We start from the raw sequence: 14,109 nt of genomic DNA, 5'->3' as shown, positions 1-14,109 counted from the left end.
AGCATAGGGGCGTAAAATCTTGATGAATTCCCAGATGACAGCATCCGTCAACTCAACGTACCAATATCAAGTTGGAGGCTATTTGCCTGCCGGTGCGCCCACCTATGTCAGGCGATCGGCAGACAGCGAGCTCTACGAAGGACTCAAAGCCGGAGACTTCTGCTACGTGTTGAGTTCGCCACAAATGGGAAAGTCCAGCCTGCTAGTGCAAACGGCCAAAAGGTTGCAAGCCGAAGGTACAGTTTTTGCCGCCATCAACTTGAGAAGCATCAGCAGCCCAGATATCTCCCCCCAAAAGTGGTATGGCGGAATCATGTACCGCATGGCAAGCAGTTTACACATCACAAACAGGTTTGATGCCATCAAGTGGTGGAACGATCGCGAACTGCTGCCGCCGGTGCAGCGATTGGAGATATTTATCGAAAAAGTTTTGCTCAAGTCACTTCAGCAAAATCTGGTAATTTTTCTAGATGACATTGACAGCATCAGCCGCCTAAATTTTAGTACCAAGGATTTTTTTGCTTTGATCCGGGCTTGTTACTCCAAGCGGGCAGAGCAACCGGAATACGATCGCCTGACTTTTGCTGTTATGGGAGTAGCAGCCCCCTCAGAATTGATCCGAGATCCAAGATGCAACCCTTTTAATGTTGGACGGCAAATTCATTTAAGTCGATTCCAACTGCAGGAAAGTTTGCCGCTAGCAAAAGGATTAGCCCTGAAAGCTTTTCGCCCCCAAAAAGTCCTCCAAGAAATATTAGCTTGGACGGGCGGGCAACCGTTTCTAACTCAAAAAGTTTGCCACTTGGTACTTGAATACGGGCCTTTTATTGGCAGAAATTCGGAAGCTCAGCAGGTTGAAAAACTGGTCAAACACAGAATTATTAAAAATTGGGAAGAAGAAGACGAACCCCAACATTTGATACCTATACGCGATCGCATTTTCCATAACCACTGCGACCTCACGCGGCTGTTAACGCTGTACCAGCAAGCTTTGCAACCGCCCAAGGCAACAAAACCGGGAGAATCCCAGGGAGTACCAGCAGATTACTCTCCCGAAAAACTCGAATTGCAACTGTCAGGACTGGTTGTTAAATTTGAGGGTAAATTAATAGTTTCCAACCTAATTTATCAGTCAGTTTTTAATCAGTTCTGGGTGGAAAAAGAGCTGGGAAAATTGGCTCCTTACCGCTTGGCCCTAGCAGCATGGCTGGCTTCAGACCGCGAAGATGAATCACTGTTATTGACAGGGGAAAGTTTGCAGTCAGCTTTGGATTGGGCGGAGGACAAACAATTAAGCCAAGAACACTATTGGTTCTTGAATCCCGATCGAACTTTTGGGGAAAAACCCACAGTCGTTGTCGCACAAGTTGCAGACAGCAGCATAGACACAGATGCAGACAGCCCCATCCTCACCCCGCCCTCAGATAGTATTCCAACTGGCAGCAACGAACAGAGATTGTACGATCACATCGTCTCCTGCGTGGAAACAGAATCCCCCGCACAGGTGATCGAGCGGTTCCGAAAGCTATTTATCGACGGCATGGGCTATCCCGATCGAGAGATTGAAGCAACTTTGTATAGTATAGTCTCCGTCAAGCGATCAGATCAGGACTTTAAATATCTGCTCCACCGCTGCTGCTACATCCCCATCAACCGCTGGCAATTGCAATCACAAAATCAGTTCGCGATCGCCAAGTTGGTATCTTTATTTAAGCAGACTTCTCCCCGATTCGGGATGGAATTTTACATAGTCAAGCGCTTACAAGAACAAATAAAATTTTTTAATAAAAGTGAAGAATTCCAGACTATAGAGCGCTTAGTAAAAGCCTTAGATAGAGATGCGGAACAGCAGCAACAAGATACAGATTTTCCTTTGGGCGAATTGATATGTCGGTATCCTTATTTGTACGGCTATTCTCTACTGAGCAAGGACAGCATTGAGGAAGACCAACAAACCATCCAAAAACTGGCATTTCAAAGACAGCGACAATTTGAAACACATTTGTCTAAATATTTGAATTATATGGTTGAGCCGAGAAATACAGAAATAGGAATTGTACAGCGAGCGGCTAATCCCACACTTTTGAACGATGCAGAACTGCACTTAGCGGTCAGGGAATTTGCCGGAAAAGTAGCAGGCGATCGCAGCTACAAAGAAGCGGCTCAATTTTTCCTGAGAGATTCCAGAAAAACTCCATCTTACGCCTCATTTAAAGTGGATTTATATGAATATTTAATATCGTCGGTAGAACCAGAATACGGGGGGCGTCAATTTAATGACCGTTTGTACAAACAAATCAAAAATACATTGCGAGAAAATGACTCGGTGAAATTCAATAATCCATTGTTAGTTCGTACTTGCCACCAGTTGTTCAACTTCTTAGTAGTGGAAAATTCTCAACATCCCAGCCACTACGTTTTTTACGATTTGGTGTACAACCTCGGCGCCAGCAGGACAATGGGTTTACTCATGAAACTTGTACTGCTTTCGGGCAAAGTCAAACCTGAGTTGGAAAAGCGATTTTCTATTTTGTTTAATCACTATGAAGGTAAAGCTTCTAATGAAATTATGTGGTTTGTCAAATCCTTGGAAAATTTCAATGTGGCTTTGGTTGTGAATTTTGGTAAGACGGATTTGTCTTTGGTTAAACAGCAGCTTATTTTGGCTTAAGAATAACAAAATCGCTCGAACAGGGTTATATAATAGTATTAATTAAAAAAAATCCAGGACCAACAAATGAAAGCCTTTGAAGTCACAGGAACGATCGACGAAAAAGGTCAATCGATTTTAGATTTTAGATTTTAGATTTTAGATTTTAGCATTGACTTGCGCGAGATAAATACGTTCGGCAAGTTTCATCGGATACAGGTTGTTTATTTCACCGGTCCTGAGTCTGCTTTCGGAATGAATCCGGGGGCTTGTATCCTGGATGCTTTCGGTCAATTATTGCTCGATCGACCTTTAACCGCAGAAACTCCCGGCCGCGTGCGAATCATCGTTCTTCTTCCCGAACCTACAGATGAAGCTGAAGACGACCCCGACGATACTCCAGTTGCAGAAGTAAAAGCTAGTCTCAAAAGGGCATTCCAGGAAGCTAAAACCCGACAGCGAATACCTCTTTCTCAAATGTGGGAGGGCATCGATCGATTTTAGATTTTAGATTTTAGATTTTAGATTTTAGATTTTAGATTTTAGATTTTAGATTTTAGATTTTAGACGATCACACGCTCAATCAAGTTCAATAGCCGTCGATCGTACTTTTGTTAACCATTTACTCAAAATCCGATCAAACTCACATCTTGCACTATTCTCAAGGACGGGCAAGATGCCCGTTCCACAAAAAGTAGATTTTCTTGTGGAACAGGCCGGAAAGCCTGTTCCTAAAAGGCTAATTGAGAATGGTGCAAGATGTCAGATCGAACAGATATCAGCCTCAACGAAATCCGCAACATCATCGCCGAGTTTGATGAAAACGAATAGCGGTGTATTATTATTAATTTTATGATTAGCTATCTCAAAGGCACAGTAGCCGATATCGCCAAAGGCAGCAACCGCGTCATATTGACTCTCGAAGTCAATCAAATTGGCTATGAAATCCAAATTTTGCCCCGCGTGACCGGTCAATTGCCAGCATCCGGCGAAGTCGCCCAAATTTTTACCCACCAGCAAGTTAAGGAAGACCAAATCGTATTGTACGGTTTTGGCAGCGCGGCAGAACGCGATTTGTTTCGGCAGTTGACGAGTGTCAGCGGTGTGGGTGCTCAACTGGCGATCGCACTTCTTGATACTTTAGGATTGCAAGATTTAGTCCAGGCGATCGTCGGCGGTAACACCCGCATCCTCGCCAAAACACCGGGCGTCGGTACAAAAACCGCAGAACGTCTCGCCCTGGAACTCAAAAGCAAACTCTCGGAATGGAGACAGCAAGCAGGTTTGACAACTTCAGTCGCCGCCGGAGTCCCCCCAGCTATTCAAGAAGAAGTCGAGATGATCCTGCTGGCGATGGGATACACTGCGGCTGAAGTCTTGCAAGCGCTGCAAACCCTCAGTCAAGACAGCACTTTGTCCACCAAAGGTGATGCGGATGATTGGATACGTGAGGCGATCGCCTATTTGAGCCGATAATCGCCTACAATGATAATCCCCTACAATATCTAGCCGCCGGGAATAAAAACCCTGGACGGGCGGGACGCCCATCCCACAATTTTTTTTCCTGTGGGATGGGCGTCCCGCCCGTCCTAAGTATGTTTGCAATTCAAGTCTATTCTGCTCAAAAAACAAACCCATCCTTAGCAAAAATTTTATCGTTATTATGCTTCCCCTGTGATAACATAGGAGATTGTGACAATCGTACAAAAAAAACTAAAATCAATTCATGGCTCTTACACAACAGCGCAAACAAGAAATCATGGGCGACTTCCAAACCCATGAAACCGATACCGGTTCAGCAGATGTCCAAGTCGCCATGCTGACCGATCGCATCACCAAACTCAGCGCCCACCTGAAAATCAACCAAAAAGACTTCGCCTCCCGGCGCGGTTTGATGATGATGATCAGCCGCCGCAAGCGCCTGCTGGCATACATCCAAAAGCAAAATGCCGATCGCTACAAAGCATTGATTGCCCGTCTAGGCATTCGCGGCTAAACACCAAAGCCAAAATTTGCGACAATATTCTTTAATCTTGGACAAACACCAAGACTTATTGAAAAATGTTCGAGATTTCAGGTCAGAGATAAAATATGTCCTCCGAACCACCCCGCAAGCGCTTGCCCTTTGAACCGGCAACAAATCGTAAAAAAACGCCTAAAAAGCCCCCAGAACCCCAAGCAAGCATAGCCTTAGAGTCGGATTCTGCCGACAAGCAGCCGAAAGCTAACAAAACCGGAAAACAGGCGCAATCCATCCCAGAAGTAGTCAGCCAACGCATGATATCTCGCATAGCGGTATTCTGCGGCATACCGACAATCCTGGGAATTTCCACATTTTTTGTCAGCTATTTGATAGTCAGCAAAGGCTTGTTTGATTTGCCCAACACAGCAGTATTGCTGGTAAGCATGGGCTGTTTTGGTCTAGGCGTTCTGGGATTAAGCTACGGAGTCCTCTCAGCTTCCTGGGATGAAGAAGTTTCAGGAAGCACTCTGGGGTGGGAAGAATTTAATACCAATTTTGGACGGATGCGAGAAGCGTGGCGCGCCGCGAAGCCAAAAAGTTAGTCATTAGTTATTAGTTATTAGTCATTAGTCATTAGCTAACAACTAAAATGTTAACCATCTAGAATTTGTTTTTGGGGAGGGAACAAGAACCCGCCCCACAACAATGCTAATAATACTGATATAAATAGATTCTCGATCGCCATTGCATCTATTTTCTCAGTGCATCAGAGTCATCATCCGTTTCTAGCCCAACTAAACAGGCAAAAAAAATATGATTATAGTAATGAAAGCCGGCACTCCAGAAGCCGAGATCGATCGCATCGACGAAGAGCTCCGCACTAGCTGGGGTTTGATACCAGAAAAAATCGTCGGCCGTTACAAAACCGTGATGGGTTTGGTGGGCGACACAGTTGAGCTCGAACCGATGCAACTGCGCGAAATGAGCACCTGGATTGAAGAAGTTCTGCGCGTGGAAAAACCCTACAAACGCGCTTCTCTGGAATATCGCCAAGGAGAACCCAGCGAAGTAACGGTTGCTACTCCTTTAGGAACTGTAACGATCGGCTTGCATCACCCGATCGCGATCGTAGCAGGCCCTTGCTCAGTCGAAAACGAAGAAATGATTGTCGAAACGGCAATGCGCGTCAAAGCTGCTGGAGCTCATTTTCTCCGTGGTGGCGCGTACAAACCGAGAACTTCCCCCTATGCTTTCCAAGGCCACGGCGAGAGTGCTTTGGGATTGCTAGCGGCGGCGCGGGAAGCTAGCGGTTTGGGAATTATCACAGAAGTTATGGATGCGGCCGACTTAAGTGCGATCGTGGAAGTAGCCGACGTGGTACAAGTCGGGGCGAGAAATATGCAGAATTTCTCACTGTTGAAGAAAGTCGGAGCTCAAGACAAACCAGTTTTGCTGAAGCGCGGCATCTCCGCCACCATTGAAGAATGGTTGATGGCTGCTGAGTATATCATGGCTTCTGGGAATCCGAACGTGATTTTGTGCGAGCGCGGAATTCGCGGGTATGACAGGCAATATACACGCAATACCCTCGATTTGTCGGCAGTACCAGTATTGCGGACTCTGACTCACTTACCGATTATGGTTGACCCCAGTCACGGCACCGGTTGGGCGCAGTTTGTACCCTCGATGGCCTTTGCTTCGATCGCCTCTGGTACAGATTCGCTGATGATTGAAGTGCACCCGAATCCGAAAAAAGCTTTGTCTGACGGGCCGCAATCTTTAACACCGGATCAGTTCGACAAGTTGATGGAAGAATTGGCGGTGATTGGTAAAGTCATGAACCGTTGGCCGCAGCCCGTGCCAGTTTTGGCATAGAAACACCAGTAATATAATGTCCGGTCAATTAACCGTAATTCCTGTAGGGGCGGGTTCGCCCTAATTTGCAACACAAAGCCGAGATTCTGGAAACCCGCCCCTCTCCTTGGGTATGACTTACCCGTTAGATCGAATCCGATCGATTAACCATAATATCCCGGCCGGGGCGGGTTTTTGAGATTGTCAATTATTGGCTGGTATTGTTGGCTAACGGGCCCCTACGAAAATCGCGGTCGATCGATTGGACATGATATTATTCATTGAATTAGCGATCGCTCTGATTTAAAATAGCCTCAATTTGATTTTGTACTTGTTCGAGTTCTCGGCGTTTGTCAGCCAGCCAAACTTTTTGGGCCTCGCAATCTGCTTGCTCTCGATCGCGCTTTTCCTGCTGTTCCAATAAATTCTCCCACAGCAACATTGCTTGTGCGATCGCACCGCTACTCGTCTCAACTCTTTCTTCAAATACTGCAATAATTCTTTCTTTTATCTTATCAGAAATCGACTGCGAAGATTCATCAAACTTCTTAAACCCTAACTCACAAATTTTTTGCTTAATCTGGTTATGAATTCCATCAACATCTAGCATTCCCAATCCAAATGCGCCACCCCCACCAGCAGCTAAGGCACCCAAAATAACTGGAATAATACCAAGTCCCGCGAAAAACAGCAATCCCGCCGCGACGGCTCCACCAAGGCCTAAACCGCCAAGATAACCTCCAGGACCTCCAATATCTGAGATTGATGAAGCGATACCGCTTCCACCGATGCCAATTCCACCCAGATTTTTTGCTATTCCTAAGTTATTGAATTGAGTAACAAGGCTAGTGCTAAGTCGCCGATCAAACTCTTGAAACTCTTGTCGGATTGCATAAAACTCTTCCTTAAATTTGAAGTCTAAAGTTTCTATTTTTTGTTTCAATATAAAGTGCAATTTTTGGTCGCTCCAAACATCAATTTCTTGTGTTAATTCCCACACAAATTGATTGGCATAATCTTGGATTAACTTGTCTTGGCTCCAAATATGCGAATGCACTGAAGTCCATTTATTCCTTTTTGTAGCGAGGCGATCGCGCAATATTTTATCCCATTCCTTCCAAGATTCAATAGCTTCTTTTACCGATTCCTCCCTCAGTTCATTAGCTAAAAGTCTAATCTTAACATCGCGGCCGCTTACTTCCGCCATTTGTTCAAAAATCTTCGCCTTATCTCCTTGAGAAACTGTCAATTTTCCTTCTAATATTTTCCTATATTGAGTCAATTCATCGCAGCCAGTATTAATAATTTGCTTAATTCCGGCGGCTGATTGCTGAAGTGCGATCGCCCCCCGTTCAACAGTCAGAAACTTCTCAACCGAATCAGTAAAACCCTGAAAAGATTTTAGATAATCATCATTTTCATTGCCTGCTAAAATCGCTTCTAATGCAGATTGAGCAGAAATAAAATGAATCCGATTTTCACCAGCAATCAAATTTTGACTTGTAACAATTGTTTCCACCCTTTTTCGTACCTGCTGGCGACTCTCTTCCCGCCGCAGTAAATCGAAAAAATTAACTACCATAAAAATATTACTCGCGCCTTCCTTATTACCATAATTTAGTTCTTTTTTCAAGTACAAAAGCAGTTCTCGCTCTTTCTCCGTTAAAGCATTTTGAGCATGAGTTAAGAAAATAACCGCATCAGTTGTTTTGAGAACCTGTTGGGTGACTAATGTGCGTTCGGCTTGTTCGTTCAACCCAGGAGAATCAATAATTTCTACCCCATTGCGGCACAACTCTAATTCGGGATGTTCAAAAACGATTTCGGCAATTTCCGACTTGGCAATTTCATCGGCATAGGAACCATAAGCCGCTTGTTCCGAAATCGAAGCTTTCTCTTGATATTGTGCAGGTGAAATTTCTTCCTCCCGTCCATTGTGGTAGCGACAAATAACCCGGCGCTGCGAACCATATTTCAAAATAGTCACATTACCGCTACAGGGAATATCGCGCACTGGTTGGATTTCCTCACCAAGTAAAGCATTTAGTAAGGTTGATTTACCTTTACTAAATTCGCCGACAACAGCAACGCGAAAACATGGAGATTGCAATCTCTGAGATACTTTCGTTACTTCTTCTGCTAAAGTAGGAGATAGCACGTTGCGATCGATTCCATTTTGCAGAGTTAAGCCTAGTTTTTCACAAAGAGCATTCAGTTGTTGCCGATACTCCTGAAATTTTTTCAACTCCTGATAGGATGAAACTGATTGCTTTTGATTTGTTTTGTGTTTCGGTTTGGCTGGTAAATGTTCGATAATGTGACTGGCAGCACGGACAAACATAGAATCGAGAGATTGAAATTGCGCTGGATCGAGTAACGAGTGGAGTTCTGCTAAAGCTGCTGTATCGCTGATGGCTTGATTGCTAAAACTCGCTTCCAAAACACTCAAAAATCGCGCATTAACTCCGAGTCGATCGGCAATGATGGTCAAATACTGTTTTTCTCGTTCATCTATTGTCCCATCTGCCGCCGACATTTGATACCCAAAACTAATTAACAGCAGTTTTTCCTCTTCGGAAAAGCACGATGTGAGCGCCAGCAACGCCGTCAATTTCTTGTAAACTTGCTGTTCCCGCACGCTCTTAACCATCGGCATTACGAATTGGCGCAAACTGTTGTTAGCGGGAATAAGTTCCGTAAAAATTGTCCGCAATCGCTGTGTTTCCTCAGCACTTACCGTACCGTCGGCATGAATGACTCCCAGCAATACCGTCACCAGCCCCGCCAGGAAAAGCACAGGCGGAGTAATATCCTCTTTTCGGAGGTTTTGCCCGGTCAGCCGCGAAACAAGCTCAACTGTTTGAGGACTAATTAGCGAAGTGTGCATTTGCAGGGCCTATTGATAATTTTTTTTTATTTAAACTAGCATAATATATTAGTTATTCTGTGGATTGGTAACACGGTAGAAATTGATGATGAACTTTGTATTTCCCCCGGCGGTACAGGCTGCGATCGAGGCTGGCAAGTACGTACAAGTGTTTACATCGGCTGGAGTGCCGATCGGCATGGCGAGAGATGCAGCAACGGGAGAGTTTGCGGCCCACGCCGTTGGCGCGGTGGTCAACAACAGCCCCCTATCGCCGTTAGTGTCTCCCGTGCAGCTTGCAATGGGAGGCTTGCAGATGTACCAAAACCACATGGGCTTTCAAGCCGTCCAAACCAGTTTGGGCGTGCTGCAAGCGACAACAGCCGTCATTGGCGTGGGAGTTGCTGCTGGGGTAGCCTTGTCGGCGGTGAATTTGCACCAGACTTTGAAACTAAAAAAAGCAGTAGAAAGGCTGGAAGTTAAAGTAGAAAATGGTTTCATCAATTTAGAACAACTTTTGAAAGGCCAAGGCGCCGAAATTAAGCAATTAATTTCCGAAGTGGTTGCAGATATAAAATTTGAGAACCATCGCCTAGTCTTAGTGCGGGCTTACGGGTTATTTAATCAAGCAATTCAACGAATGCGATCGGCTTTGCAACTGCAAGATATCAACCGCCGCAATGCTGAAATTGATGCAGCGCGAGGGATGTTGTTTGAGGCTTTAGCTGATTACAGAAATCCGCAGTTGTTGTCAGAAACCTGTGCGGCGGGACAGTTGCGGCGGTTAGAGTGCAGTTGGACGATCGAACAAAGTATTATTGCGACTTATCAGGTGCAAAATGAGTATGGGGCTGCGGGCGATCGTATTTCTCAACTTCAACAACAAATCCGTCAAGACGGCCTCGGTATTATACAATGCTGCGACTCTGACGACGAGCTAGATTTTCTGTTTCCTGAAATTACGTGCATTCACGATCGCGATTTAGTTTTATTAGAGACTTGGCAAAATCAGATTGAATGGATGAAAGCTTTACCGCCAAGTGAATTAAAACAGTTGCAAAGTGCTGATTTTAGTAAATCTGACTCTGCTGTTAAGGTGGAGAAAAACTCAGCCGCAACAGCTTTAGCAATCCCAGATGAACAGTTATTTTATGAAAATTTGAAGCCGAAGTCTCATTTTTACGCGCTTCGCACTCAACTGGAATGGATGCTCGATCGGCAGCGACGTGAAGAGTATGAAGATTATATCATTGAACAAGGGGAACTAGGGGGTCATACAAGTTTAGTATCGTCGAATTTGGAAAAAGCCTCTGATTTGGCTGTGGCTAATCTATTTTGGTACTTCAAAGTCCGGGATGAATCCGAAGAGGAATTAGAATTAGATTCTGATGAAACTACGAATAATACTGCTACTGCTACCGTTGTTGCAGAATCTTTCCCAAGCGATAAGGTTAAGCAGCAAATTTATGAAAAACTCAAAGCCGTTGTTGCCAAGCAACTAGAATTTGAGGCAAGTAAAGTCACCATAAACGCTAATTTTGCCAAGGATTTAGGAGCCGATTCTCTCGATGCAGTAGAGCTAATTATGGCCATTGAGGAGGAATTCGACATTGAAATTCCCGATGAAGCTGCGGAGAACATAGAAACAGTTCAACAGGCTGTTGATTACATTTACAAAAAAGTTGCTGTTTAAAAAGCAAAGACAGTAACCAAGTTCAAATTCCTTAAACAGAAGAAAGCACTAGAAAGACTTCAAGCTTTCATGTAATACCAACTCACCAGAGCGATCGGTGTAAGGACACGGCCAAAGCCCATGTCCCTACCAAAAATTGTACGACCAATGTCATTTTCATTATTACAACAAACATCAAAAAAAATGAAGTCTAAATCAGTTACCCAAATCAGCGGAATTCCCGGTCAATTAGTCGGTGCAGTTCCCGTCCGAACCAGCGGTACAGGAACTCTTAAAATTGTTGGGGACACCTTACAAGGAAATTTCACTTCATTTTTTGGGTTAGAAATCAAAGAAATTGTCATTCCCATTCAAAATGTCAAAGCAGTTGAAATAGGGGAAGGCTGTACTTGGTGGCTGCTCGGACTCGGAATTCTAACCCTCGGCTTATTCTTCATTGGTATTATCTTCATTGTGTTGGCTTTTGTTGTAAAACAGCGTTATATTGCCATTTACACGAGTAGTAGTAATCTCATTCTGTTTTGTACAAAAAATGATAAAGTCAACCAGTTTCGTAACGAAATTATAGAAGCTTGTCGTCCCAAACCGAGCTATATGCCCCGACATTCTCAGTCTCCCCCACCACCGCCTTCTTTGCCAAATAGATTCATACTTAGCTAAATTTACCAGGTCGATCGCTATTTCTACCAAAGTGCGATCGCTCTTCTTTTGAGGAAAGCACAAAGCGCGGTAAAAACAAAAAACTTAGGGACATACAGTTTAAGGAGTAAAAATCTAATGCAACTAATTTTGGCAGAATTTTGTGGACGCTGGGGCTGTTCTTGGTGGGAGAAAATTATCACCATCATCTTGGTTAGTCTGAAGGGTAAGGGAGTTGTACTATTGCTGGGATTATTGCTGATTCCCATATTTTTGGTTGTGCTAATATTGCTAGTAGGCTTGATGCCAGCTTTTGAATTTATTGCTAGTTTTGGGAGAGACAAACAAGAACTCCAAAACCCAAACAATTCTCAGGAACAAGACCAAAGCATTTTATCAGCAGGAGCTAAGTTTGTCGGTCGTAGAGGAGCTAAATTTTTGGGTCGTAAATTGAAAGAAGTAAACAAACAGGAAGATGTCAATTCTCATGAACAAGACCAAACGATTGTATCAGCAGGGGCTAAGTTTTTAGATCGTAAAACAGCTAAATTTTTGGGTCGTAATGGGGAAAAAAAGTGATTTAATCCCACCAGTAAACCACAACAGGCGGCGGATTTTCATAACCCCCATAACCAATAAACACAGATGCCCGATCGCGATCCATCACTTGCACATCATCCGCCATCCAAGTCTTCCCAAAATCAACCAGCGGGTAAACGCAATCATCATCCCTACTCCAAATATAAAGCGTATCAGCGTGCCAGCGATCGTCCAAATCTCGCAGCAATAAACCCAAATTACTGTAAAGCCTACCGCTATTTTCATCCTCCGCAATCAGCGGCAGCATCATAAAATTCAGCCACAAATCTCTGTTCTGATATAGATCGGTTAAAATCGGTTCCGGGTCGAAATTATTCCAGCGTCCATTTTGCATCATCAGCGCTTCCATCAACTGCTGCGGCGTACATTCTCCGACAGCTAGCGACAAATCCACGCGCGGTGCAGGTGCATTTTGTCGAAATTTTTTATTTCTACCGCCTCGCCTTTCAACAAGCGTTTGGCGGCGTTGATGGCGCGGTTGAGCTTCAAAAACCCACGCCCCCCGCGAGTAACTTTTGGGAGTACCAACAGCGGGCAATGGTTCGGGAATTTCGTTAAATCCTGCCAGCAAGCGCTGATATCCGTCTGCTTCATCAAATGTCACCCAGTGCGATCGCCACACGCACTCCAAAACAAAACCAATTGTAACGCAAGGAGTGCGATCGCAGTCCATCAGGGCGATCGACCAATCATCGCTATCTTCAAACCGAGACAGCCACTGCGAAGCCGCCTCCCATTTAGGCAGCAAGTCTCCTTCTGGAGATTTCCGCATTTCCTTCATAAGCCGCACTCTGTCTGACGGAGTGAACATTTTAGGTTAGCCGCGAAGTTGAATAGTTCATTTGTAGCACAATTATTTAATCCAAACCATCAAAGCTCGATCGGGGTGATTGTCAGAATTAAAAAGTGCGATCGAGTCTGTAGGGTGCACACTGCGCACAAAGCCTCTACCAATAGCGGATCAAACCATTTTTTTGGGCAAATTTTTAAATTTATAGTCATTTCAAATAAATGTGAGACAAATGCAAGATGATGTAAAATCAAGAAAAATTGTTAACTCGGAGCCGAAAAATGGCAGACAGTCTAGATTTAAGAAAAAGAGTAGTGGATTATGTGGAAAATGGAGGGGGTATAACCAAAGCCGCCGCCCTGTTTAAAGTAGGAAGAGCAACAATATACAGATGGCTAGGGAGGGAAGACCTTCGAGCCACTAAGGTATAACACCGTGAGCGAAAGATAGACTGGGAAATGCTCAGAAAAGATGTAGAAGAAAATCCCGAAGCAAGATTAATAGAAAGAGCAAGGAAATTCGGGGTGAGAGCGAGTGCCATATGCTATGCCTTAAAGAAAATGAAAATTACGAGAAAAAAAAAAGAATTTCGTTATAGAGAAAGGAATAGAGAAGAAAGAATACAATACTACCAAACACTGAGAAATTTAATTAAAGCTCATGGGAGTAAAAGCCTTGTATTTATTGATGAGTCAGGGTTTGAAGAGTTTCATGCTTGTGTTTATGCGTGGTCAAAAAAAGGGAGAAAAGTATATGGGGAGAGACAAGGAAAACGCGGAAAAAGAGAAAATTTAGTAGCAGGAAGAAGAAAAGGAAACAAGGACTTGATTGCACCTATGGTCTTTACAGTCCGCTTTAATGCAGAAAGTTTTGAAGGGTGGTTAGCTTTATATTTATTGCCATCTTTAACAATACCATCAATATTAATCATGGATAATGCACCGATTCATCGTAAGACAGCAATTAGGCTCCTGGTGGAGGAGGCAGGTCATCAGATAATATTTTTACCAAAATACTCTCCTGACTTAAATGATATTGAGCATGATTTTAGTGC

The 14,109-nt window shown here is 44.1% G+C and carries 11 protein-coding genes and 1 pseudogene; 10 read left to right on the top strand and 2 right to left on the bottom strand.

Annotated features, from left to right (window positions below):
* The first annotated feature begins 34 nt into the window (after positions 1 to 34).
* The 6 genes from QUB51_RS26185 (at position 35) to aroF (ending at position 6,488) form a co-directional block, all read left to right on the top strand.
* A complete protein-coding gene (locus tag QUB51_RS26185) occupies positions 35 to 2,671 on the top strand; it encodes an AAA-like domain-containing protein (RefSeq protein ID WP_333058255.1) in 2,637 nt (878 codons plus the stop codon).
* Positions 2,672 to 2,905: 234 nt separating this feature from the next.
* Positions 2,906 to 3,154: a type II toxin-antitoxin system RelN family antitoxin gene (locus QUB51_RS26180; protein ID WP_333058254.1), complete on the top strand. Its 249-nt coding sequence runs from the start codon at positions 2,906 to 2,908 to the stop codon at positions 3,152 to 3,154.
* 348 nt (positions 3,155 to 3,502) lie between these two features.
* Positions 3,503 to 4,126 carry a Holliday junction branch migration protein RuvA gene (ruvA, locus tag QUB51_RS26175; RefSeq protein ID WP_333263885.1) on the top strand — a complete coding sequence of 208 codons (624 nt, stop codon included), beginning with the start codon at positions 3,503 to 3,505 and terminating at the stop codon, positions 4,124 to 4,126.
* A 250-nt stretch (positions 4,127 to 4,376) separates the two neighbouring features.
* Positions 4,377 to 4,646, top strand: a complete 270-nt coding sequence (gene rpsO / locus QUB51_RS26170) for a 30S ribosomal protein S15 (RefSeq protein WP_015174482.1) — start codon at positions 4,377 to 4,379, stop codon at positions 4,644 to 4,646.
* Between the two features lie 95 nt (positions 4,647 to 4,741).
* Positions 4,742 to 5,215 (top strand): PAM68 family protein, encoded by a 474-nt coding sequence (locus QUB51_RS26165; RefSeq protein ID WP_333058252.1) that lies wholly within the window; start codon positions 4,742 to 4,744, stop codon positions 5,213 to 5,215.
* Between the two features lie 211 nt (positions 5,216 to 5,426).
* A complete protein-coding gene (gene aroF / locus QUB51_RS26160) occupies positions 5,427 to 6,488 on the top strand; it encodes a 3-deoxy-7-phosphoheptulonate synthase (protein ID WP_333263888.1) in 1,062 nt (353 codons plus the stop codon).
* A gap of 265 nt (positions 6,489 to 6,753) precedes the next feature.
* Here aroF and QUB51_RS26155 read toward each other — a convergent pair whose 3' ends face one another.
* On the bottom strand, positions 6,754 to 9,354 hold the full coding sequence (locus QUB51_RS26155; protein WP_333263890.1) for a dynamin family protein: 2,601 nt from the start codon (positions 9,352 to 9,354) through the stop codon (positions 6,754 to 6,756).
* Between the two features lie 1,441 nt (positions 9,355 to 10,795).
* Here QUB51_RS26155 and acpP point away from each other — a divergent pair.
* The 3 genes from acpP to QUB51_RS26140 all read left to right on the top strand — a co-directional run bounded on the left by acpP (position 10,796) and on the right by QUB51_RS26140 (position 12,244).
* Positions 10,796 to 11,026, top strand: a complete 231-nt coding sequence (gene acpP, locus QUB51_RS26150) for an acyl carrier protein (protein ID WP_333212655.1) — start codon at positions 10,796 to 10,798, stop codon at positions 11,024 to 11,026.
* A 183-nt stretch (positions 11,027 to 11,209) separates the two neighbouring features.
* Entirely contained in the window at positions 11,210 to 11,686 is a 477-nt protein-coding gene (locus tag QUB51_RS26145; protein WP_333058558.1) for a hypothetical protein, read from the top strand.
* A 117-nt stretch (positions 11,687 to 11,803) separates the two neighbouring features.
* Positions 11,804 to 12,244 (top strand): hypothetical protein, encoded by a 441-nt coding sequence (locus QUB51_RS26140; RefSeq protein WP_333058557.1) that lies wholly within the window; start codon positions 11,804 to 11,806, stop codon positions 12,242 to 12,244.
* Between the two features lies 1 nt (position 12,245).
* Here QUB51_RS26140 and QUB51_RS26135 read toward each other — a convergent pair whose 3' ends face one another.
* The gene (locus QUB51_RS26135; protein ID WP_333212638.1) at positions 12,246 to 13,076 is read right to left on the bottom strand and encodes a hypothetical protein; all 831 of its coding nucleotides are present in this window, start codon (positions 13,074 to 13,076) and stop codon (positions 12,246 to 12,248) included.
* Positions 13,077 to 13,336: 260 nt separating this feature from the next.
* On the opposite strand from QUB51_RS26135, the pseudogene QUB51_RS26130 reads away from it, so the two are divergent.
* Positions 13,337 to 14,109, top strand: a pseudogene (locus tag QUB51_RS26130) (IS630 family transposase); the annotation flags it as partial.

The sequence above is a fragment of the Microcoleus sp. AT8-A3 genome (genome assembly GCF_036705675.1).
In the GTDB taxonomy this organism is placed as follows: Bacteria; Cyanobacteriota; Cyanobacteriia; order Cyanobacteriales; family Microcoleaceae; genus Microcoleus.
This window is presented reverse-complemented; position numbering and strand designations above follow the sequence as displayed.

What these genes read in the sequence shown, in the direction of transcription:
- QUB51_RS26185 (WP_333058255.1), top strand. Translation starts at nt 35, where the DNA reads ATGACAGCATCCGTCAACTCAACGTACCAATATCAAGTTGGAGGCTAT.
- QUB51_RS26180 (WP_333058254.1), top strand. Translation starts at nt 2,906, where the DNA reads ATGAATCCGGGGGCTTGTATCCTGGATGCTTTCGGTCAATTATTGCTC.
- ruvA (WP_333263885.1), top strand. Translation starts at nt 3,503, where the DNA reads ATGATTAGCTATCTCAAAGGCACAGTAGCCGATATCGCCAAAGGCAGC.
- rpsO (WP_015174482.1), top strand. Translation starts at nt 4,377, where the DNA reads ATGGCTCTTACACAACAGCGCAAACAAGAAATCATGGGCGACTTCCAA.
- QUB51_RS26165 (WP_333058252.1), top strand. Translation starts at nt 4,742, where the DNA reads ATGTCCTCCGAACCACCCCGCAAGCGCTTGCCCTTTGAACCGGCAACA.
- aroF (WP_333263888.1), top strand. Translation starts at nt 5,427, where the DNA reads ATGATTATAGTAATGAAAGCCGGCACTCCAGAAGCCGAGATCGATCGC.
- QUB51_RS26155 (WP_333263890.1), bottom strand. Translation starts at nt 9,354, where the DNA reads ATGCACACTTCGCTAATTAGTCCTCAAACAGTTGAGCTTGTTTCGCGG.
- QUB51_RS26145 (WP_333058558.1), top strand. Translation starts at nt 11,210, where the DNA reads ATGAAGTCTAAATCAGTTACCCAAATCAGCGGAATTCCCGGTCAATTA.
- QUB51_RS26140 (WP_333058557.1), top strand. Translation starts at nt 11,804, where the DNA reads ATGCAACTAATTTTGGCAGAATTTTGTGGACGCTGGGGCTGTTCTTGG.
- QUB51_RS26135 (WP_333212638.1), bottom strand. Translation starts at nt 13,076, where the DNA reads ATGTTCACTCCGTCAGACAGAGTGCGGCTTATGAAGGAAATGCGGAAA.